18 protein-coding genes are annotated in these 19,736 nt (G+C 74.3%); 8 read left to right on the top strand and 10 right to left on the bottom strand.

Translation table 11 applies throughout. From position 1 onward, the window contains the following. The first annotated feature begins 845 nt into the window (after positions 1-845). The 4 genes from moaC to AMK25_RS26640 are packed head-to-tail and all read left to right on the top strand — an operon-like array spanning position 846 to position 3,562. Positions 846-1,337 carry a cyclic pyranopterin monophosphate synthase MoaC gene (gene moaC, locus AMK25_RS26655; RefSeq protein WP_073831132.1) on the top strand — a complete coding sequence of 164 codons (492 nt, stop codon included), beginning with the start codon at positions 846-848 and terminating at the stop codon, positions 1,335-1,337. Next, positions 1,334-1,804, top strand: coding sequence for a MogA/MoaB family molybdenum cofactor biosynthesis protein (locus AMK25_RS26650; RefSeq protein WP_073831184.1), 471 nt, complete (start codon positions 1,334-1,336; stop codon positions 1,802-1,804). Before moaC ends, AMK25_RS26650 begins: the two co-directional genes overlap by 4 nt. Positions 1,805-1,841: 37 nt before the next feature. After that, complete coding sequence (locus AMK25_RS26645) at positions 1,842-3,101, top strand: molybdopterin molybdotransferase MoeA (protein WP_073831131.1); 1,260 nt, start codon at positions 1,842-1,844, stop codon at positions 3,099-3,101. Continuing rightward, positions 3,098-3,562, top strand: a complete 465-nt coding sequence (locus AMK25_RS26640; RefSeq protein ID WP_073831130.1) for a molybdenum cofactor biosynthesis protein MoaE — start codon at positions 3,098-3,100, stop codon at positions 3,560-3,562. Before AMK25_RS26645 ends, AMK25_RS26640 begins: the two co-directional genes overlap by 4 nt. 29 nt (positions 3,563-3,591) lie before the next feature. On the opposite strand, the gene AMK25_RS26635 is transcribed toward AMK25_RS26640, so the two are convergent. Next, positions 3,592-5,013 carry a glycosyltransferase 87 family protein gene (locus AMK25_RS26635; protein WP_073831129.1) on the bottom strand — a complete coding sequence of 474 codons (1,422 nt, stop codon included), beginning with the start codon at positions 5,011-5,013 and terminating at the stop codon, positions 3,592-3,594. A 205-nt stretch (positions 5,014-5,218) separates the two neighbouring features. Further along, positions 5,219-5,764, bottom strand: a complete 546-nt coding sequence (locus tag AMK25_RS26630) for a DoxX family protein (protein WP_073831128.1) — start codon at positions 5,762-5,764, stop codon at positions 5,219-5,221. Positions 5,765-5,899: 135 nt separating this feature from the next. On the opposite strand from AMK25_RS26630, the gene AMK25_RS26625 reads away from it, so the two are divergent. Beyond that, positions 5,900-6,448, top strand: a complete 549-nt coding sequence (locus AMK25_RS26625) for a GNAT family N-acetyltransferase (RefSeq protein WP_073831127.1) — start codon at positions 5,900-5,902, stop codon at positions 6,446-6,448. A 19-nt stretch (positions 6,449-6,467) separates the two neighbouring features. On the opposite strand, the gene AMK25_RS26620 is transcribed toward AMK25_RS26625, so the two are convergent. Both AMK25_RS26620 and AMK25_RS33115 read right to left on the bottom strand, forming a co-directional pair. After that, positions 6,468-7,703 (bottom strand): ATP-binding protein, encoded by a 1,236-nt coding sequence (locus AMK25_RS26620; RefSeq protein WP_073831126.1) that lies wholly within the window; start codon positions 7,701-7,703, stop codon positions 6,468-6,470. A gap of 143 nt (positions 7,704-7,846) precedes the next feature. Further along, positions 7,847-8,641 (bottom strand): LppU/SCO3897 family protein, encoded by a 795-nt coding sequence (locus AMK25_RS33115; protein WP_073831183.1) that lies wholly within the window; start codon positions 8,639-8,641, stop codon positions 7,847-7,849. An 85-nt stretch (positions 8,642-8,726) separates the two neighbouring features. Here AMK25_RS33115 and AMK25_RS26610 point away from each other — a divergent pair, with 85 nt between their 5' ends. Both AMK25_RS26610 and AMK25_RS26605 read left to right on the top strand, forming a co-directional pair. Continuing rightward, positions 8,727-9,734: an EamA family transporter gene (locus AMK25_RS26610; RefSeq protein ID WP_241826499.1), complete on the top strand. Its 1,008-nt coding sequence runs from the start codon at positions 8,727-8,729 to the stop codon at positions 9,732-9,734. 11 nt (positions 9,735-9,745) lie between these two features. After that, on the top strand, positions 9,746-10,375 hold the full coding sequence (locus tag AMK25_RS26605; protein ID WP_073831124.1) for a prepilin peptidase: 630 nt from the start codon (positions 9,746-9,748) through the stop codon (positions 10,373-10,375). Positions 10,376-10,385: 10 nt separating this feature from the next. Here the strand turns inward: AMK25_RS26605 and AMK25_RS26600 are convergent, their stop codons facing one another. The 5 genes from AMK25_RS26600 to AMK25_RS26580 form a co-directional block, all read right to left on the bottom strand. Continuing rightward, positions 10,386-13,571 (bottom strand): UvrD-helicase domain-containing protein, encoded by a 3,186-nt coding sequence (locus AMK25_RS26600; RefSeq protein WP_073831123.1) that lies wholly within the window; start codon positions 13,569-13,571, stop codon positions 10,386-10,388. A 94-nt stretch (positions 13,572-13,665) separates the two neighbouring features. Next, positions 13,666-14,928: a metallophosphoesterase gene (locus tag AMK25_RS26595; protein WP_073831182.1), complete on the bottom strand. Its 1,263-nt coding sequence runs from the start codon at positions 14,926-14,928 to the stop codon at positions 13,666-13,668. A gap of 20 nt (positions 14,929-14,948) precedes the next feature. Further along, positions 14,949-15,194, bottom strand: a complete 246-nt coding sequence (locus tag AMK25_RS26590; protein ID WP_013289332.1) for a MoaD/ThiS family protein — start codon at positions 15,192-15,194, stop codon at positions 14,949-14,951. A gap of 2 nt (positions 15,195-15,196) precedes the next feature. Then, complete coding sequence (moaA, locus tag AMK25_RS26585) at positions 15,197-16,213, bottom strand: GTP 3',8-cyclase MoaA (protein WP_073831122.1); 1,017 nt, start codon at positions 16,211-16,213, stop codon at positions 15,197-15,199. Beyond that, entirely contained in the window at positions 16,210-17,124 is a 915-nt protein-coding gene (locus tag AMK25_RS26580) for a fructosamine kinase family protein (protein ID WP_073831121.1), read from the bottom strand. The genes moaA and AMK25_RS26580 overlap by 4 nt, the downstream gene beginning before the upstream one ends. 152 nt (positions 17,125-17,276) lie before the next feature. Between AMK25_RS26580 and AMK25_RS26575 the strand changes: the two genes are divergently transcribed. Beyond that, on the top strand, positions 17,277-18,614 hold the full coding sequence (locus tag AMK25_RS26575; protein ID WP_073831120.1) for a DUF4192 domain-containing protein: 1,338 nt from the start codon (positions 17,277-17,279) through the stop codon (positions 18,612-18,614). Between the two features lie 33 nt (positions 18,615-18,647). Here the strand turns inward: AMK25_RS26575 and fdhD are convergent, their stop codons facing one another. Continuing rightward, the gene (gene fdhD, locus AMK25_RS26570) at positions 18,648-19,502 is read right to left on the bottom strand and encodes a formate dehydrogenase accessory sulfurtransferase FdhD (protein WP_073831119.1); all 855 of its coding nucleotides are present in this window, start codon (positions 19,500-19,502) and stop codon (positions 18,648-18,650) included. Positions 19,503-19,736: the final 234 nt, after the last annotated feature.

The raw sequence follows: 19,736 nt of genomic DNA, 5'->3' as shown, positions 1-19,736 counted from the left end.
CCGGAACAGCAGCATGAAATCCACGTTGTCGGCGGTCTGGCGGTGCGGCTCGGCGCCGCGGACCTCTCGCTCGGCACCCCCGAGCAGCACTTGGCTCCCGATGCACGACCTGCCGGACGAGTTGTGGGCTGACGATCCGCCCCGCTCCGCGATCGCCGATGTCCGGACGTACGTCGGCAACCTGTACCGGCTGACCGCGCGGTGGTGCCACACCCGGGAGCTGATGCGAGCGGGAGAGCCGGCGCAGGCGGTCCCGTTGCCGGAGGACTTGGCGGCCGTCTACCGCGCGCGAGGCCCGCACCGACGAACTGGGTGTGCCACCCCAGCGAGGAGACGGAGCAGCTAAGGGTCGCCCTGCCGCGCTCGCCCGTCGACGGCTCCCCGACTCCGGACACGACGCGGAAACAAATTCAGAAAGGCACTCACAAGCGCAACTGGCTGCCGCGCACAGTGCCGGACTTCGTCGGTCGGAAGGAAATTGTCGATCGCTTATTGCACGACGTGGGCGAGCGATCCGGGAGCGGCCCGACGATCCGCCTGATCGACGGCACGGCGGGCTGCGGCAAGACGACACTTGCCCCGCACGTACTCGCGGCCGGCCTGCTCGGACACACCGAGGACACGTGGATGAGCCTGCCGCAGCGCTTGACATCCTGCTTCGCCAAATGGGTGTGCCGGCCGGCCGGATACCGATGGAACTGCCCGGTCGATTGGAGATGTGGCGACGGGAAGTGGCATGGGATCCGCGATTGTGGTGCTCGACAACGCTGCGGACACCCGATAGCAGCGGCGCTCCTTCCCGCCGACGGCCGCGCGTCGTCGTACCCGGCGGATAGGGTCGGGCCGTGACCGAACCCGCGCAGCTCACCCACGTCGACCCGGCCGGCGCGGCCCGGATGGTCGACGTCTCCGCCAAGCCGGTCTCGGGCCGGCTCGCGGTCGCCGCCGGCCGGCTCCGCACCACCGCCGAGGTGGTCGAGCTGCTGCGCCGCGACGGCCTGCCCAAGGGCGACGCGCTCGCCGTCGGCCGGCTCGCCGGCATCATGGGCGCCAAGCGCACGCCCGACCTGATCCCGCTCTGCCACCCGATCGCGCTGCACGGCGTCACCGTCGACCTCGACCTCACCGCCGACACGGTGGAGATCACCGCCACCGCGAAGACCGCCGACCGCACGGGCGTCGAGATGGAGGCGCTGACCGCGGTGGCGGTCGCCGGCCTCGCCCTGGTCGACATGGTCAAGGCGGTCGACCCGGCCGCCTCGGTGGAGGCCGTCCGGGTGCTCCGCAAGGAGGGCGGCAAGACCGGCGAGTGGGTCCGGCCGGAGGACCGGCCGTGATCCGGGCCCGGGTGATCGTGGCCTCCAACCGGGCCGCCGCCGGGGTGTACGAGGACACCAGCGGCCCGCTGCTCGTGACCGGCCTGCGCGAGCTGGGCTGCGAGGTCGACCCGCCGGTGGTGGTGCCGGACGGCGACCCGGTCGGTCAGGCGCTGCTCACCGCCCGCGAGGAGCGCGTCGACGTGGTGCTGACCAGCGGCGGCACCGGCATCACCCCGACCGATCGCACGCCCGAGGTGACCCGCGCGCTGCTCGACTACGAGATCCCCGGCATCGCCGAGGCGATCCGCGCGTACAGCCGCGACACCGTGCCGGCCGCGGCGCTGTCCCGAGGGCTGGCCGGGGTGACCGGCCGGACGCTCGTGGTCAACCTGCCCGGTTCGCGGGGAGGCGCCCGCGACGGCCTGGCGGTGCTCGGGCCGATCCTGCGGCACGCCGTCGACCAGCTTCGCGGCGGCGACCACTGAACCCGCGGGCCGCGTGCCCCGGCGTTAGGCTCGCCGGATGAGCACGGAAACCGAAGCCGCCGCGGCCGAGGCGGCCACGCCACCCCCGGCCGGGTGGGAGGAGGCCCGCTCCCGGGTGTACGCGGTGGGCCTGTCCGCCGCGCTCCCCGCGGTCGCCCGCCCGCTGGCCGAGGCTGACGGGCACACCCTGGCCGAGCCGCTGACGACGCGTACCGACCTGCCGGCGTTCCCCACGTCCAGCGTGGACGGCTGGGCGGTGCGTGGGCCGGGGCCGTGGCGGGTGGTCGGGCGGGTGCTCGCCGGGCACACCGCGCCGCCGCTGGAGGCCGACGGCACCACTGTCGAGATCGCCACCGGCGCGATGGTTCCCGAGGGCACGACCGCGATCCTGCGGATCGAGGATTCGGCCCGCACGACGGACGGCCTGGTGACCGGCACGCCCCGTACCCAGCCGGAGTGGCGGGAACCGGGCGAGGAGGCGTACGTCGGGGAGGAGCTGCTGCCCGTCGGCACGCCGGTGGATCCGGCGGTGATCGGCCTGGCCGCCTCCTGCGGGCACGACACGCTGCGGGTCCGCCGCCCGCCCCGGGCCGCGCTGCTGGTCTTCGGCGACGAGCTGCTCACCTCGGGTCCGCCGGGCGCGGGCCGGGTCCGCGACGCGCTCGGCCCGTCGGTGCCCGCCTGGCTGCGCCGCTACGGCTGCCAGGTGCGTACGGCCGACGTGGTCGGCCCGGTCGCCGACACGCTGCCCGCGCACGTGGCGGCGTTGCGTGGCGCGCTCGCCAACGCCGACCTGGTCTGCACCACCGGCGGCACCATGCACGGGCCGGTCGACCACCTGCACCCGACGCTGGAGGCGCTCGGCGCCGACTACGTGGTCAACACGGTGGCGGTGCGCCCGGGCTTCCCGATGCTGCTCGCCCGGCTGGTGGACGACGACGGGCGGGTGCGGTTCGTGGCCGGCCTGCCCGGCAACCCGCAGTCCGCGGTGGTGGCGCTCGTGTCGCTCGTCGCGCCCCTGCTCGCCGGCCTCACCGGCCGGCCGATGCCGGTGCTGCCACACGTGACGCTGGCCGAGCCGATTCCCGGGCGCGGCGACTACACCCATCTGGCACTGGCCCGCTGGGACCGGATCGCCGGCACCGCGTACCCGGTGCGGCACGTCGGCTCGGCCATGCTGCGGGGTCTCGCGGGCGCGGACGGTTTCGCGGTGATCCGGCCCGGCACCAGCGGCGCGGCCGGCGACCGGGTGCCGCTCGTGCCGCTGCCGCTGACCCCCGGGGAGCGTGCCGGATGAGCGCGACGAACGAGCCGACGGGAGACGTCGTGACTGTGGAGGCAGGCGTGGTGCTCGGCGCGGTGACCGACCGGCCGCTCGACCTGGCCGCGCACGAGGCGGCGGTCGCCGACCGCCGGGCCGGCGCGGTGGTGTCCTTCCAGGGCGTGGTTCGCGACCACGACCACGGGCGGGGGGTCACCCGTCTGGAGTACGAGGGCCACCCCACCGCCGAGGCGGTGCTGCGCGAGGTGGCGGCCGAGGTCGCCGCCGACCCGGCGGTGTACGCGGTCGCGGTGTCGCACCGGATCGGCCCGCTGGAGATCGGCGACGTGGCGCTGGTGGCGTCGGTCAGCACGGCGCACCGGGCGGCGGCGTTCGCCGCGTGCGCGCGGCTGGTCGACGAGGTCAAGGCGCGGCTGCCGATCTGGAAGCGGCAGGTCTTCGACGACGGCACCGAGGAATGGGTGAACTGCCCCTGAGGGCTCAGCGCCGGGCGGCGGGGCGAGGCTCAGCGCCGGGCGGCGAGCGCGCCGCCGCGGCTCAACCGGTCGTGGTAGAACGCCGGCTCGGCACCCGGACGCCACGGCAGCGCCGCGACCAGCACGATCAGCGCGATGGCCAGGGAGTTCTCCATGAGCGCGCCGAACAGGCCGTCCTGGTAGTGGGACACCTCGGGGAGCTGGTGCTCGTACGGCCAGATCGGTGAGATCAGGAACAGCAGGTAGAGCCCGAGCGCGCCCGCCCCGTGGCGGAGCCCGGTGAGCGTCGGGTACCAGATGGGCGGGCGCAGCGCGGGCACCCCGTTTGCCGAGGGTCCGCTGCCGCGCAGGGGCAGGCCACGGCTGGCGTCGCGGCGGCGTACCGCGGCGTCGGCCAGCACGATGATCGCCGGGATGACCCAGATCAGGTGGTGCGACCAGGAGATCGGGCTGATCACGTTGGCGGTGAGCCCGACGAGTGTGAACGCGGTCAGCTCGTCGCCGTCGGCGCGGGCGCTGATCGCCCGGGACAGGCCCAGCGCCAGGAGCAGCACCGAGAAGGCGAGCCAGAGCAGACCGGGCGTCTCGATCGAGTCGTAGAGCCGCGCCAGCAGCCCAGCGAGGGACTGGTTGGCGGTCATGTCCGCCGCACCGACCCGCTCGGTCTGCCACAGCACGCTCGTGAAGTAGGCGCGGGACTCCTCGCCGACCACACCGAACGACGCGATGGTCACGCCGATCGTGGTGCCGACAGCGGTGAGCGCGGCCCGCCACTGCCGGGTGAGCATCAGGTAGGCGACGAACAGCGCCGGGGTGAGCTTGACGGCGGTCGCGAGCCCGATGCCGACGCCCGCCCAGGCGCCGCTGTAGACGAACCGGGCCAGCGGCGAGTCGGCGGTCTCGTGGTGAGTGCCCCGCTTGGCGCGCCAGCGCAGACCCACCATGTCGGCCATGATCAGCGCGAACAGCAGCAGGTTGACCTGGCCGTAGCCGAGCGTCTCCCGGGACGGCTCGACGGCCACCGCGAGCGGGGTGGCGATGCCGACGGTGAACCAGAGCGGCCAGCCGAGCCGGTCCACGATGGGGCGCAGCAGCGCCGCCAGGACGACCGCGAGCGCCCCGATGCTCGCAAGCGCGTTGACGAAACCGGCGCCGTCGACCGGCAGCCAGGACATCGGCAGCATGACCAGGCCGGCGAACGGCGGGTAGGTGAAGCCCAGTGTGGTCGACGGCGCGACGAAGTCGTACAGCTCGTTGCCGCTGGCCCACCACACCACCGCGCCGTGGTAGATCTTCATGTCGAAGAAGTTGTACGGCCGTCCGAAGGCGCCGATGGCCAGCCACGCGACGTACGACACGGTGGCCACGACGCCGAGGCGCACGACGGTCCGGCGGTCGACGCGGGAGGTCGGGGCGAGGCGGTTGGTCCGTCTACCGACTGACGTCGGCATGGCGTGGCCACCCCCGTACCAAGGTCGTCGTACCCGTCCAGGTCCAGAACGGAGCCTAGAACGGCGCCTCACGTTGCTGCCTCCCGCGTTACGCGACCGTGTCCGATCCCACACGTGTTTGCGACATTTCCACCGCGTTAACGGGTCTCGGACGGTTCAGGTGATTGGTGGCCTTGCGGGGGGTGGTGGCCGTACGAAAGGACTGTCAGCCAGGCATTCTGCGGGCGGTCGCCGCGGAGCGTACGGCGATCTTCGCGTCGCGCCGCGCGGTGCGGACCGCGCGCTTGACCGACCGGCGCGAGTGGTCGATCCGGTGGCCCGCGCGCCAGCGCAGCCCCGGCTTGCCCTCGGTGTCGGCGGCGGCGAGGAGGAGGCCACCGAGCAGGCCGATATTCTTCAGGAAGTGGACCTGGTTGTTGTTGCGCGCCGCCGGGTCGTCGTTCTTCCAGAAGGCGTGACCGGCGGCCGTGGTCGGGATCAGGGAGCCGGCGAGCACCAGCGCCACCGGGCGGGTGAACCGGCCGGTGGCCAGCATCAAGCCGCCGACGAGCTGGGTGGCGGCGTTGGCCCGGATGAGCGAAACGGTGTCGGTGGGGATGCGCGGGTGGACGTTGCGGATCAGCGGGGCGACCTTCCCGGTGACCGGTTCCGCAGCCTGCACCAGCCGTTCCGGGTTCTGCAGGTTGCGGGCGCCACTGACCACGAAGATGCCGCTCAACATGACTCGGGCGAGGGAGCGCACAGGCTTCATGGCTCAGTCTTACCCCGTCGCGGGCGTCGTCATCCCCGCAACACACGAAAGGTATCGGCCGACGTGGACGTCCGGACGGTATCGATTTCAGCGACAGTCGCGGATGGACCGGTTGCGTTCGGTAAGGTCGCGCGGGTGACGACGCTGCGATTACGCCCGGAGGGCACGGCCGACGAGCCGGCGGTGGCCCGGGTGCTGGCCGCCGCCTTCGCCCGGCCCGACGTGGCCACCCCGCCGGAGGTCGGCCTGGTCGAGGAGCTGCGGCACAGCCCGGCATGGATTCCCGAGCTGGCCATGGTCGCCGAGTACGGCGGCGAGGTGGTGGCGTACGCGCTGCTCACGCGCGTGGGTGTACGCACCGACGACGGCCGCGTGTGGCCGGCGCTGGCTCTGGGCCCGGTGGCCGTGGCGCGGCACCGGCAGCGGCTCGGTCACGGCACGGCGGCGGTGCAGGCGGCGCTCGACGCGGCTACCGAGCTGGGCGAGCGGCTGGTGGTGGTGCTGGGCGACCCGGCGTACTACCGGCGGTTCGGGTTCGGCCGGGCGGACCGGCTGGGCCTGACCAGCCCCTGGTCCGGGCTGGGCGAGCCGTGGCAGGCGCTGGTGCTGCCGCCGTCGGCGAGCGAGGAGCCGCCGCCCCCGTCCGGCGAGGTGGTCTTCCCGCCGCCGTGGTCGCGGGTCTGAGCGGTCGCGGTCCGAGCCGTCAGGTGGGCTGGGTGCGCAGGTAGCGGCCGAAGTGCGGCACGGTGAACGCCACCGTCCCCCGCTCCCCGGAGTAGATCAGCCCTTTCTTGATGAGCGCGTCGCGGGCCGGGGAGAGGCTGGCCGGCTTGCGGCCGAGCGCGCGGGCGATCTCGGCGGTGGGCACCGCGGCGTCCATGTCGTCGCGGCCGGCGTCCTCGCCGTCCACCAGCGCCAGCGTCGCCATGGCCCGCATGTACTCGCGTTCGGCCGGGGTGGCCCGCTCGAACCGGGAACCGAAGAACCCCACTGCCAGCTCCGCCTCCGCCTCGGGCGCGGCGACGCGGACGTCCGCCGCGGTGATCGGCGAGCGGGGCGCGTGGTCCCAGGTGGCCTTGCCGTACGCCTGGACGAAGTAGGGGTAGCCGCCGGACTTCTCGTAGAGCAGGTCGAGGGCCTTCTGCTCGTACTCGACCTCCTCCCGCTCGGCCGGCGCGCAGAGCGCCTGGTCGGCGGCGATCCGGTCGAGCCGGTCGATGCGCTGGTAGCGGTAGAGCCGCTCCGAGTAGGACTTGGCCGCGCTGAGCACGGCCGGCAGGTGCGGCAGGCCCGCGCCCACCACGATCAGCGGCGCGCCGAGCTGGGACAGCTCGTGGCAGGCGGCGCAGAGCGCGGAGACGTCCTCGGCGCCCACGTCCTGCATCTCGTCGATGAAGATCGCGATGCCGGTGCCGACGTCGGTGGCGACCGCCGCCGCGTCGCTGAGCAGCTCGACCAGGTCGATCTCGATGTCGCCGGAGTCGGCGCGTCCGCTGCTCGCGGGTACGTCGATGCCGGGCTGCCAGCGGTCGCGCAGCTTGGGCGCCGCGCCACCGCGTCCGGTGGGCGCGGAGCGTTGCGCGAACGCCTTGAGTACGCCGAGGAAGGCGTCTATCCGGTCCGGGGCACGGTGCCGGGGCGCCAGTTCACGGACCGCCATGTGCAACGCGGCGGCGATCGGGCGGCGCAGCGACTGGTCCGGCCGCGCCTCGATCTTGCCGGTGCCCCAGAGGTGGTTGATCGCCTCGGACCGCAGCGTGTTGAGCAGGACCGTCTTGCCCACGCCGCGCAGCCCGGTGAGCATCAGGCTGCGTTCGGGCCGGCCGCGCGCGATGCGTTCCAGCACCACGTCGAACACGTCGAGTTCCCGCCCCCGCCCGGCGAGTTCGGGCGGGCGCTGGCCGGCGCCCGGCGCGTACGGGTTGCGGACCGGATCCACGAATCGCACAGTATCGGGTTCTCTAGCGACCAGGCTAGACGTGCGTAGAGGCGGCTACCGCGTGTCGGCCTCGACCTAAAACTAGGGCTGTCTAGCGTGGATGCTAGACAGCCCTAGTTTTGGTTACCGACAGGCCGGGGGTCTCAGCGGCGCTTCAGGCAGAGCACGAAGTCGAGCGTGTCCAGCTCACTGTCGAAGAAGTACCAGTCGGTGTAGCCGTCGACCTTCCCGCACTTCGCCTCCGCGTCCTTCTTGCCGCTCGTCGCGCCGTCGACGCGCCGCAGCACCTCGTACGTCTTCGGGGCGCAGTCGGCGATCACCAGCTTCGGCTGCCCGCCGCCGCCCTCGTTGGCGACGCACTGGCCCGCCTTCACGAAACGCGGATCGGTCGAGGAGGCCGGCGCCGGCGCGGTGGGCGTCGTCTCCGCCGGATCGCTCGGCGCCGCCTCGGTCGGATCAGCGGCCGGCGCGGTGGCCGCCGTCGTCCCGGCCGTCGGGCTCTCCTCGTCCCGGCCGAGCATCCAGTACGCCCCGGCGCCGCCGAGCAGCAGCACCGCCAGCACGACCACTACCACCAGCAGCGGGCCCTTGCCCCGCTTCGGCGGGGTCGGCTCGGCGTACGGTGGCTCCCCGCCGTACGGCGGTCCGGGGGACCAGGCCGGCCCCGGCTCGTAGCGCTGCGTCGGCGGGCCGTACTGATCCGCCGGCGGGCCGTACCGGTCGGCGGGCCCGTACTGGTGGGTCGGCGGCCCGTACTGATCTTCGGGCGGGCCGTACGGCCGCGCGCCCGGCGGCGGGCCGTACTGCGGGTCGGGCTGCGCGGCGTAACGAGGGTCGCCCTGCGGGGCGTAACGGGGATCGGACTGCGGGGCGTAGCCGTCGTCGGGCCGTCCCCAGGGGTCGGGGGAGCCGCCGCCCGGTGGACCGAAGTTCGACATGAACGCCTCCTGCGTACGCCAGTGCTGAGAGGCCGGCCACCAACTGGGGACGCCGACGCCGTGGTCACCGTAGCGTGGACCCTCGATGAGCTCACGCCCCACGAGTGCGACGAACGCTGTCGATTCCGCGACGCCGCCGACCCGCACCGCCCTGATCTGGACCGCACTCGTGCTGGTCTACCTGCTCTGGGGCTCGACGTACCTGGGCATCCGGGTCACCGTCGAGTCGCTGCCGCCGCTGATCTCCGCCGCGATGCGGTTCGCCGCCGCCGCCCTCGTCCTCGCCGTGGTGCTGCGCCTGCGGCGCGGGCCCGGCGCGTTGCGGGTCCCCGCGCGCCGTGTCGGGTCCGCCGCGCTGATCGGCGTGCTGCTGCTCGCCGGCGGAAACGGGCTGGTGGTGCTCGCCGAGTCCGGTCCGGCCGGAACCGCCGTGCCCTCGGGCGTGGCCGCGCTGCTGGTGGCCACCGTGCCACTCCTGGTGGTGCTGCTGCGGACCGTGGGCGGGGACCGGCCCCGGCCGTGGACGTTCGCCGGGGTGACGCTCGGGTTCGCCGGCCTCGTCGTGCTGGTGCTGCCCCGCGACGGGGTGGACGGCGTGCCGGTGGCCGGCGCGCTCACAGTGGTCGCTGCCGCCGCGAGCTGGTCGGTCGGCTCGTACCTGTCCGGGCGGATCCGGATGCCCGCCGACCCGTTCGTGGCCACCGTCTACGAGATGACGGCCGGCGCGGCGGTGCTCGCGCTGGTCGGCGTCGCCCGTGGCGAGCTGCGCGGCTTCAGTTTCGCCGAGGTGACCGGGCGGTCCTGGGCGGCGCTGGCCTACCTGATGGTGGCCGGTTCGCTCGTCGCCTTCACCGCGTACGTCTGGCTGCTCGCCCACGCGCCGATCTCCTTGGTCTCCACGTACGCGTACGTGAATCCGGTGGTCGCGGTGGCGCTCGGCGCGCTGTTCGTCGCCGAGCCGATCACCTCGCAGGTGCTGCTGGGCGGCGCGGTCATCGTGGTCGGCGTGGCGGTGGTGGTGAGCACCGAGCGACCCCGCCGGTCCCCGCCACCAGCCGTCGACGGGGCAGCCGGGGAACCCACCGGGCGGTAGCGTCCCGGCCCGTGTCGGCGCTGCTGGTGACGGGGGTCGCGCTCCTCGGCGCGGCGGCCGGGTGGGCGGCCGTAGCGGTCGGCCGGTCGTTCGTCACCGTTCCCGCCGGCGGCCCTCCGCGCCGGGGCGCGTTCGCCCTGGCCGGCGTCGTGGTGTTCGGCGGGCTCGCCGCCGCCCGGGGCGGCGATCCGGCGCTGCCCGCGCTGCTGCTGATCGCCGCGACCGGGCTGGTCCTCGCGGTCACCGACGTGACAGCGCTGCGGCTGCCCGATCCGCTCGTCGCCGTGGTCGCGCTCGGCGGCGGGCTCGGCCTCACCGCGGCCACGGCGGCGACCGGCGAACCGCGCCGCCTGGCCGTCGCGGTCGCCGGGGCCACGATCTCCTTCATCGGGTACGCGCTGCTGGCGCTGCTGCCCCGGGCCCGGCTCGGGTTCGGCGACGTGAAGCTCGCCGCCGCGCTCGGGCTGCCGCTGGGCTGGCTCGGCTGGCCGGCGCTGCGCCTCGGGCTGCTCCTGCCGCACGTGCTCGCCGGGGTGGCGGTCCTCGTCCTGCTCGCCGCCGGCCGGGTACGCCGGGACACGCCGGTGCCGCTCGGCCCGGCGATCCTCGGCGGCGCGTGGCTCGCCGCCGTCCTCACCTGACGCGCGCCGGTCAGATCAGCCGGAGCTGGTGGTCCTTCGGGCGGCGGGGCTCGGCCGCGTCCAGGCGCTCGAACAACGCCGGGTCGATCACGTCGAGGAACGGCGACGGGCGGGTGTCGCGTTCCGCGCCGTGCCGGGCGCGCCGGCCCGCATGGCTGACGTAGAGCCGGTCCTGTGCCCGGGTCAGCCCGACGAAGAACAGCCGCCGCTCCTCGGCCACCGCGTCGTCGTCCGGCTCGGAGCCGGGCCAGCGCAGCGGCAGCAGCCCGTCCTCGGCCCCGACCAGGAACACCACCGGGAACTCCAGGCCCTTCGCGGCGTGCAGCGTGAGCAGCGTGACCGCCTCGGCACGCGGGTCCAGCGCGTCCACCTCGGCGCCGGTGGCGAGCTGGTTGAGGAACAGCTCCAGGTCGTCGTCGCAGCGGCGGGCCAGCGGGGTGAGCAGGTCCACCGCCGTGCGAACGTCCTCGGGGCGTACCGCGCCGGAACCGTCGAGCGTCGGCACGGCGAAGCGCTCGGCCAGGATCTGCCCGGCCTGGCGTACCCGGGCGGCGAGCGAACCGTCCAGACCGGCGTGGCGCAGCTCGCGGGCGATGGCCGGCACGCCGGGGCGGTCACGCAGCCGGTCGTGCGAGCGCTTCTGCACCGGGATGTTCGCCCGGGCCAGCGCGTCCACGATCGGCGCGGCCTGCGCGTCCGTGCGGTACAGCACGGCGATGTCGGAGAAGGACAGCGACGTGGTCCGCCCGTCGATCCGCCCCGAGTCCAGCGAACGGTGGGACAGGCCACCGACCAGCTCGTCCACGGTACGGACCACGAAGTCGGCCTCGTCGTACGCCGATGCCGCCGCGTACCGGCCGACCAGCGGCGCCTCCGGGTCGAGCCGGGCCGGGTCGAGGCGTCGCCCTCGCACCAGCGACGACGGCGCGATGGCCTGCACCGCGGCGGCCAGGATCGGCGCCGAGGAGCGGTAGTTGCGGTTCAGCCGAACCAGCCGGGCGTCGGTGAAGTCCTGCGAGAAGCGCAGGAAGTAGCCCACGTCCGCGCCCCGGAACGAGTAGATCGCCTGGTCCGGGTCACCGATCGCGCACAGGTTGCCGTCCGGCGGGCTGAGCAGCCGCAGCAGGTCGTACTGCACCGCGTCGACGTCCTGGTACTCGTCGACGAAGATCCACTTCCACCGCTCGCGGTACTCCCGGACCAGCTTCCGGTCCCCCTTGAGCAGCGCCACCGGCAGCGTCAGCAGCTCGTCCAGGTCGACCAGGTCCCGCTTGCGCAGCAGCGCCACGTACCGCTCGTCGTCGTCACCGGCCTCCGCGCGCGCCGCCGCCCGGTCCGCGTCGTCGGCGATCCGGAAGTCCGCCGGCAGCCCGGCCGCCGCCGCGTTCTCCCGCAGCACGGTCAGGCCCAGCGAGTGGAACGTACCCACTGTGACGTCCTCGGCGACCGGACCGAGCAGCCCGTCGAGCCGGTGCCGCAGCTCCTCGGCCGCACGCCGGGTGAACGTGATCGCCAGACACTGATCAGGGAAGACGTTCAGCTCCGCGCACAGGTACGCGATCCGGTGCGTGAGCGTGCGGGTCTTCCCGGTGCCCGGACCGGCCACGATGAGCAGCGGGCCGCCCGGCGCGGACGCGGCCACCCGCTGCATCGCGTCCAGCCGGTCCAGCAGGCCCGTGCCGACCTCCTCCATCCCGGCGAGCATCGGCTCGAACGGCTCGTGCGGCGACGGCGGCGGCGCGATCGGAGGCGCGGGCGGCGGCGTCCGCTTCGGCTCCGGCCGGGCCGCCGCCGGGCGCTTGGCCTTCGGCTTCGGCGCCGGCTCCGAGGGCCGCCGCTGCGCGGGCACGGGTACGTCGAACAGCGTCTCCTGCCCCGCCCCGGCACCCGGACCGCCCAGCTCCGCAGGATCGAACAGCGTGATCACCCCGTACTCGCCGTCGTAGCCCGGCACCCGGCGCACGTCGCCGCGCCGTAGCCGGCCGATGCCCTCCGCGAGCAGTTCGCCGCCGACGCGGCCGATCTCCTCGACCGGGGTACGGGTGAGGATCTCCAGCTCCGGGCCGAGCGCGGCGATCAGCTCGTTGAGCTTGCCCTCGACCTTCTTCGACCGCGCGCCCACCCGGTTCAGCTCGCCGAGGATCTCCGCCAGCGGCACCAGGTGGGTCACCTCGCGCGCGTGCGCCGGACGATGCCCCGCCGGCCGGTCGGCCAGCTCCTCGATCCGGCTGAGCACGCCCACGGTGAGCGGCTTGCCGCACTCCGGGCAGCGCCCGCCCGCCTCACGGGTCCGCTGCGGCGACCAGTTGATCCCGCACAGCCGGTGCCCGTCGGCGTGGTACTTGCCCTCCTCCGGGAAGAACTCCAGGGTGCCCGCCAGTCCGTCGCCGGTGCGCAGCGCCTCGCGGATGGCGAAGTAGTCACGGGCGGCGGTGAGGACAGTGGCCTCCCGGGCCAGGGCCGGCGGCGAGTGCGCGTCCGAGTTGGACACCAGCTGGTAGCGGTCCAGGCTGCCGACCCGCCAGTTCATCTCCGGGTCCGACGACAGGCCGGTCTCCACAGCGAAGATGTGCTCGGCCAGGTCCGCGTAGCAGTCGGCGATCGCGTCGAAGCCCGACTTCGAGCCCAGCGCGGAGAACCAGGGCGTCCAGATGTGCGCGGGCACCAGGTAGCCGTCCGGACTCGCCTCCAGCGTGATCTCCAGCAGGTCGCGGGAGTCCAGCCCGAGGATCGGCCGCCCGTCCGAGCCGAGATTGCCGATCCGGCCCAGCGCGGTGTTGAACCGCCCCACCGCGTCCAGGTCCGGCAGGTAGATCAGGTGGTGCACCTTGCGTGTGCGGTCGTCCCGCTTGTAGATCGTGGAGATCTCCACGCTGAGCATGAACCGGACCGGGTCCGCCTCCGCCTCGCTCGCCAGCCGGGGCGGCAGCCGCCGGGCGACGTCGCGCTCCGCCTCGGGCGCGAGCCGGTACAGGCCGGGCTCGGCCGGGTGCAGCGTCTCGCGCAGGTGGTCGTACCAGGCGGGATGGGTGAAGTCCCCGGTGCCGAGCACTCCGATGCCCTTGCGCCGGGCCCACCAGGCCAGGTTCGGCAGGGTCAGGTCGCGGCTGCACGCGCGGGAGTACTTCGAGTGGATGTGCAGGTCCGCCACGTACGGCGGGAGGCCACCGGGGGGTGCGGCGCTGAACGGAGGCACGCCGCATCCTGTCACGTCCGGTCCCCCGCCCGCCCGTCGCCACGCGTACGGGTGACCTGAGCAATGCGGTGCTGGACTCGGCGGCCCCCGCGCGCTATGGGGCGCGCAACTCCACCAGCGTCACCTGAGGTGGCGCGCCCACCCGGACCGGCGGGCCCCAGAAACCGGCGCCGTTCGTGACGTAGACCTTCGTGCCGTCCACCTCGCCGAGACCGGAGACCACCGGTTGTTCGAGCTTGACCGCCAGGTTGAAGGGCACCATCTGACCGCCGTGGGTGTGCCCGGACAGTTGGAGGTCGACGCCGAACTTCGCGGCCTCCTGCGCGGCCACCGGCTGGTGGGCGAGCAGCACCACCGGCCGGCTCGGGTCGCGGTCGCCGAGCGCGGCGGCGTAGTCGGCGGGGGCGGCCACCCCGGTGCCGGCGGCGCTGACGTCGTTCACCCCGGCCAGGTCCAGCACGCCGCCCCGGGCTTGGATCTCCTGCCGTTCGTTCTGCAGCACCCGCAGGCCGAGCCGGTCCACCTCGCGGACCCACTCCTCCACTCCGGAGTAGTACTCGTGGTTACCGGTGACGAAGAAGCTGCCGTACCGGGACTGCAGGTCGCGCAGCGGCTCGGCGGCCTCGCCCAGCTCGGCAACCGTGCCGTCGACCAGGTCACCGACCACGGCGACGAGGTCGGCGTCCATCCGGTTGATCATCGCGACGATCCGCTCGGTGTGCGCCCGGCCGCGCAGCGGCCCCAGGTGGATGTCGGAGACGGTGGCGATGCGCAGCCCGTCCATGCTCCGGGGCAGCTTGGCCAGCGGGATCTGCACCCGGTCGAGCTGCGGCGGACCGACGGCGGTGCGGACGCCGTACCCGGTGACGCCGGCGGCGGTCAGCCCGGCGAAGATCGCCGCCCCGCGCGCGAGCAGCAGCCGCCGGGAGGGATCGTGGTCCGGCGCGTCGGTGCCGGCCGGCGGCGTGTCGGTGCTGTCGACCGGCGGCGGCGTCCCACCCTCCGCGGTTGCCGCGCCCACGAGTGCGGGCTCGGGCTCCGGGCCGGTGGCGACCACCGAGCGGGCCCGGCGGCGCAGCACCAGCCGGACCACTGCCGTGGGCACTTCGAGCACCAGCAGGATCACCAGCAGGTAGAACATGAGTGCGACCCAGAGGTAGCCGGGCCAGGCCAGCCAGTACCAGCCGTTGCGGGTGCCCGCCAGGGTCACCGGTACGAGCACCGCCAGCGCCGCGATCGCCACCCCGCCGGCCCGGCGCCACCGCCCCGGGTGCGTGGTGTCCCGGACCAGCCGCTTCCACAGGTAGAAGTGGATCAGGCCGATCACGAGCACGACGAAGCCCAGGAATGTCGCCATGGCCAGCACGTGTGCCCCCCTCAGCCGCCCGCGAAGGGCGGCAGCACGTCCACCGTCACCCCGGCCGGCAACAGCGCCCGCCGATCATGACAGGCGACGCCGTCGACCAGGAAACTCGCCGCCTTCAGCACCACGGCGAGGCGTTCGCCGTGGCGGGCGGCCAGGTCATCGAGGAGTTCGTCCAGAGATCGGCCCGCGGATGCGGTTTCCTCGGATCGCCCGGCCGCCGCGCGGGCGCCGGCGAAATAGCGGACCGTCAGCTCCACCCTCAGCCTCCGATCGCCGACATCGAGCGCGCGGGCTGGAGGAACGTCGGATCGTCGATGCCGTGACCGGCCCGCTTGGCCCACATCGCGGCGCGCCAGCGCCGGGCCAGCTCCTCGTCGTCGGCGCCGTCGCGCAACGCGCCGCGCAGATCCGACTCCTCGGTGGCGAAGAGGCAGTTGCGGACCTGGCCGTCGGCGGTGAGCCGGGTGCGGTCGCAGTCGCCGCAGAACGGCCGGGTCACGCTGGCGATCACCCCGACCCGGGCCGGCCCGCCGTCCACCAGCCATGTCTCGGCCGGTGCCGCACCCCGCTCGGACGGGTCCGGCGTCAACGCGAACGCGGCGTGCAGGGAGGCCAGGATCTCGTCGGCGGTGACCATTGTCGAGCGGTCCCAGCCGTGCTGCGCGTCGAGCGGCATCTGCTCGATGAACCGCAGCTCGTAACCGTGCGCGAGCGCGAACCGCAGCAGCTCCGGCGCCTCGTCGTCGTTCGTGCCCCGCATGAGCACCGAGTTGATCTTTACCGGGGTCAGTCCGGCGTCCGCCGCCCCGGCCAGCCCGGCGAGCACGTCGGCGAGCCGGTCGCGCCGGGTCAGCGCGGTGAACCGGTCCCGGTCCAGCGTGTCGAGCGAGACGTTGACACGGTCCAGCCCGGCGTCGCGCAGCGCAGGCGCCATGCGGGCCAGGCCGATGCCGTTCGTCGTCAGCGAGATGCGCGGCCGGGGCGTGAGCGCGGCGACCGCCGCCACGATGCCGGGCAGACCGGGTCGGATGAGCGGCTCACCGCCGGTGAAGCGCACCTCGGTGATGCCGAGCCGGGTCACCGCGACACCCACCAGCCGGACGATCTCGTCGTCGCTGAGCAGTTGCGGACCGGACAGCCAGGGCAGGCCCTCGGCCGGCATGCAGTAGGTGCAGCGCAGGTTGCACTTGTCGGTCAGCGAGACCCGCAGGTCCCGGGCGACGCGGCCGTACCGGTCGGCGAGGACGCCGTCGGCCGTCGTCCGCGGGGCGCTCATCCGTCGACCGTAGCGCGCTCGACGCCCCGGAGGGCGTCCCGGGCCGTGGCGGCCACGGCGTTCGCGTACGCCGCGCCGAAGATCGCGGTGTGCACCAGCAGCAGGTGCAGCTGATGCAGGGGCACCCGTTCCCGCCAGCCGTCGGCCAGCGGCCACGCCTCCCGGTAGGCGGCCAGGACGCGGTCTAGATGGGGCGGGCCGCCGAAAAGGGCGAGTTGCGCCAGGTCGGTCTCGCGGTGTCCGCCGTGCGCGGCCGGGTCGACCAGCCAGACCCGGCCGTCGGCGCCCCAGAGCAGGTTGCCGGGCCAGAGGTCGCCGTGCAGCCGGGCCGGCGGCTCGTCGCCGCCGAACTCACCGATCCGGGCCACTACCTGCTCGACCAGCGCCGCCCCGGACCCGTCGAGCGCGCCGCCGTCGACCGACAGGCGCAGGTACGGCAGGAGGCGACGCCGGGCGAACCAGTCCGGCCAGGGACCGGGGTCGGGTGTGTTGTCCTGCGGCAGCGCGCCGATGAACCCGGTCCAGTCCGCGCCGAACGCCGGTGCCCCGGCCCGGTGCAGCCCGGCCAGGTCACGCCCGAACGCCTCCGCTGCCTCCGGCGTCGGCTCGCCCGGCTCCACCCAGTCGAGCGCCAGCAGGTCGGGCAGCGCCACGAGCACATCCGGCACCGGCACCGAACCCGCCTCGCGCAGCCAGCGCAGCCCGGCCGCCTCGGTCGCGAAGAAGCCCTCCGGCAGGGGACGCGCCGCCCGTTCTGGCCACGTCTTGGCGAACACGGAGTGCCCGTCGTCCAGCGTGAGCCGGGAGGCGGCGCAGATTTCACCGCCGGAGACCGGGGTCTCCCGGATCCGCTGATGGGTCAGGAAGGTCGGCAGGTGCTCCGGGTGTGCCCGCAGGTACGCCAGGTCCATGAGCGCAAGGTAGCGGGTACCCCGGACAACCGTGGGGCAAGCGACGCCACGGATCGCCGCTGACCTGGACCGATACGCTCCGTATCTGTGGACGGACCGCGTGTCGTCCACAGGGGCGGACAGCGCGGCAGGCGAACGCCCACGCTCCCGGCATGAACTCCACCGAGCAACCCCGCCTCTCCGTCCGCTCACCGGCCGACATGGTCGCGGCCGTGCCCTACCTGCTCGGCTTCCACCCGGCCGACAGCGTCGTGGTGGTCGCGGTACGCGGCCGGCGCGTCGTCTTCGCCGCCCGGGGAGACCTGCCCGCACCCGGCGCCAACCCCGGCCCGGCGGCCCGGCACCTGGCACAGGTGGTGGCCCGGCAGGACGCCGACGCCGCCACGGTCGTCGGCTACGGTCCGGCCACCCGGGTGACCGGCGCCGTGGACGCGATCGGCGACGCGCTGACAGCTGCCGGGCTGGTCGTGCTCGACGCCCTGCGGGTCACCGACGGCCGCTGGTGGTCGTACCTGTGCGCCGAGCCGTCCTGCTGCCCGCCCGAGGGCACCCCGTACGACCCGGCCGCCAGCCAGGTCAGCGCCGCGGCCGTGTTCGCCGGTCAGGTCGCCCTGCCCGACCGGGCCGCGCTGGCCGCACAGGTGTCCCCGGTCGACGGGCCGGTACGCCTCGCCATGCGCCGGGCCACCAGCCGGGCCCGTCTGCGCCTGGCCGCGCTCACCGGCGGGACGTCCTCGCAGTCCGGCCGCGGCTCGGAGGCCGGCAGGCCGCACGACGACCCGGAGCCGGTCGACGGCACCGCGCCGGTCGGCAACGGTTCGGCGGATCGCTCCGGGCCGGGTGGCGGTCCGGTGGACGGCTTCGGGTCGGCGGACGGCTTCGATCCGGCGCACGGCTTCGATCCGGCGGACGGCTTCAGTCCGGCGGACGGCTTCGGGCCGGGTGGCGGGCAAGCGGGCGGGCTCGGGCCGGGTGGCGGGCCGGCGGGCGGCAGTTCCGTGCCGGGGGACGGTGATGTGCGGGCCGACGGTGCCGGGCCGGGGGATTCACCACGTGCGGTGCGGAGCGCGGGCACGGCGGCGGTGCGGGCCGCGTTCCGCCGGCAGCGGCGTGGCGAGCGGCTCGACGACGACGAGGTGGCCTGGCTGACCGTGCTGCTCACCCACATCCCGGTACGCGATCACGCCTGGTCCCGGACCGACGGCCGGGACGCGGACATCAGCCTCTGGACCGACGTGACCCGGCGCGCCGAGCCGGACCTGATCGCCGCGCCGGGCTGCCTGCTCGCCTTTTCCGCCTGGCGCTCCGGGCACGGGGCGCTGGCGGCGGTAGCCCTGGAACGGGTGCTGTCCGCCCACCCCGGCTATTCGCTCGCGGTGCTGCTCGACGAGGCGCTTCGGCGCGGGGTGGCCCCGTCCCAGCTGGACGGATGGCCCGGTCCCGACGGCGGCTCGGTGCTGCGCCGTCGCCGTCGCCGCCCACGCGGCTGAGCCGCCGCCGTCGCCGTCCACGGCGTTGAGCCGTCAGCCGCCGATCCGCGCCGTCCCGGTGTAGACGTTCATGGTCGGCCCGCGCAGGAAGCCGACAAGCGTCATCCCGGCCTCCTCGGCCAGTTCGACGGCGAGCGTGCTGGGCGCGGACACCGCGGCGAGCAGCGGCACGCCCGCCATCCACGCCTTCTGGGTGAGTTCGAAACTGGCCCGCCCGGAGACCAGCAGCACGTGCCCCGCCAGCGGCAACCGCCCCTCCCGGGTGGCCCAGCCGATCACCTTGTCCACCGCGTTGTGCCGCCCGACGTCCTCCCGCAGCACCACCATCTCCCCGTCGGCGGTGAAGAGGCCGGCCGCGTGCAGGCCGCCCGTGCGGTCGAAGGCGCGCTGCGCGGCCCGCAGCCGGTCCGGCAGCGCGGCCAGCAGTTCGGCGGTGACCGTCAGCGGGTCGTCCCGCACGGCGAACCGCGAACGGGTACGCACCGACTCGATGCTGGCCTTGCCGCACACGCCGCACGAACTGGTGGTGTAGAAGTTGCGCGAGGGATCGGTGACCGGCTCCGGAACACCGGGCGTGAGCACCACGTCGACCACGTTGTAGGTGTTCGGGGTCTCCGCCCCGGCGCAGAGCTGTGCGGTGTGCACGTCCTCGGCCGACCGGATCAGCCCTTCGGTGAGCAGGAAGCCGATCGCCAGGTCCAGATCATCGCCCGGGGTGCGCATCGTCACCGCGAGCGGCCGACGCCGGCCCGGCCCGGCCGCGCCCACGCGGATCTCCAGTGGCTCCTCCGCAGCCAGGGTGTCCTGGCGGCGGATCCGGCCCCGGCCCTCGCCTGTCGCGTCGAGGTCGATCCGCAGCACGCTTCGCCGGTCTGTTGCCCGTCCCATGCCGCCATCCTCCCCGGGCCCTCTGCCGCCCGCACCTCACCCCCGCTCCTTGCACCCGCGTCGCCCGAACGGCCCGGCCTTGCCCGGCCGATGATGATCGACACCAGATCGCCGAGGTGGCGGTATCGGAGGGCCCCGGATGCCACCACTTCGGCGAAAGGGAGTTGATCAACGTCGGAAAACCGCCAACAAGAGCCGGGCGCAGGTCCGAGCCTGTGAACCGAGCCCTCGGTC

The organism is Micromonospora sp. TSRI0369, from assembly GCF_001905625.1.
Taxonomy (GTDB): Bacteria; Actinomycetota; Actinomycetes; order Mycobacteriales; family Micromonosporaceae; genus Micromonospora; species Micromonospora echinospora_A.
The sequence above is the reverse complement of the archived record's forward strand: the minus strand, read 5'-3'. Positions and strand labels throughout refer to the sequence as shown.

Bases quoted from the DNA above. Each gene is read 5' to 3' on its own strand.
- moaA (WP_073831122.1), bottom strand. From the start codon at position 16,213: ATGAGCGCCCCGCGGACGACGGCCGACGGCGTCCTCGCCGACCGGTAC.
- fdhD (WP_073831119.1), bottom strand. From the start codon at position 19,502: ATGGGACGGGCAACAGACCGGCGAAGCGTGCTGCGGATCGACCTCGAC.
- AMK25_RS26575 (WP_073831120.1), top strand. From the start codon at position 17,277: ATGAACTCCACCGAGCAACCCCGCCTCTCCGTCCGCTCACCGGCCGAC.
- AMK25_RS26645 (WP_073831131.1), top strand. From the start codon at position 1,842: ATGAGCACGGAAACCGAAGCCGCCGCGGCCGAGGCGGCCACGCCACCC.
- AMK25_RS26635 (WP_073831129.1), bottom strand. From the start codon at position 5,013: ATGCCGACGTCAGTCGGTAGACGGACCAACCGCCTCGCCCCGACCTCC.
- AMK25_RS33115 (WP_073831183.1), bottom strand. From the start codon at position 8,641: ATGTCGAACTTCGGTCCACCGGGCGGCGGCTCCCCCGACCCCTGGGGA.
- AMK25_RS26610 (WP_241826499.1), top strand. From the start codon at position 8,727: ATGAGCTCACGCCCCACGAGTGCGACGAACGCTGTCGATTCCGCGACG.
- AMK25_RS26595 (WP_073831182.1), bottom strand. From the start codon at position 14,928: ATGGCGACATTCCTGGGCTTCGTCGTGCTCGTGATCGGCCTGATCCAC.
- AMK25_RS26640 (WP_073831130.1), top strand. From the start codon at position 3,098: ATGAGCGCGACGAACGAGCCGACGGGAGACGTCGTGACTGTGGAGGCA.
- AMK25_RS26580 (WP_073831121.1), bottom strand. From the start codon at position 17,124: ATGGACCTGGCGTACCTGCGGGCACACCCGGAGCACCTGCCGACCTTC.
- AMK25_RS26630 (WP_073831128.1), bottom strand. From the start codon at position 5,764: ATGAAGCCTGTGCGCTCCCTCGCCCGAGTCATGTTGAGCGGCATCTTC.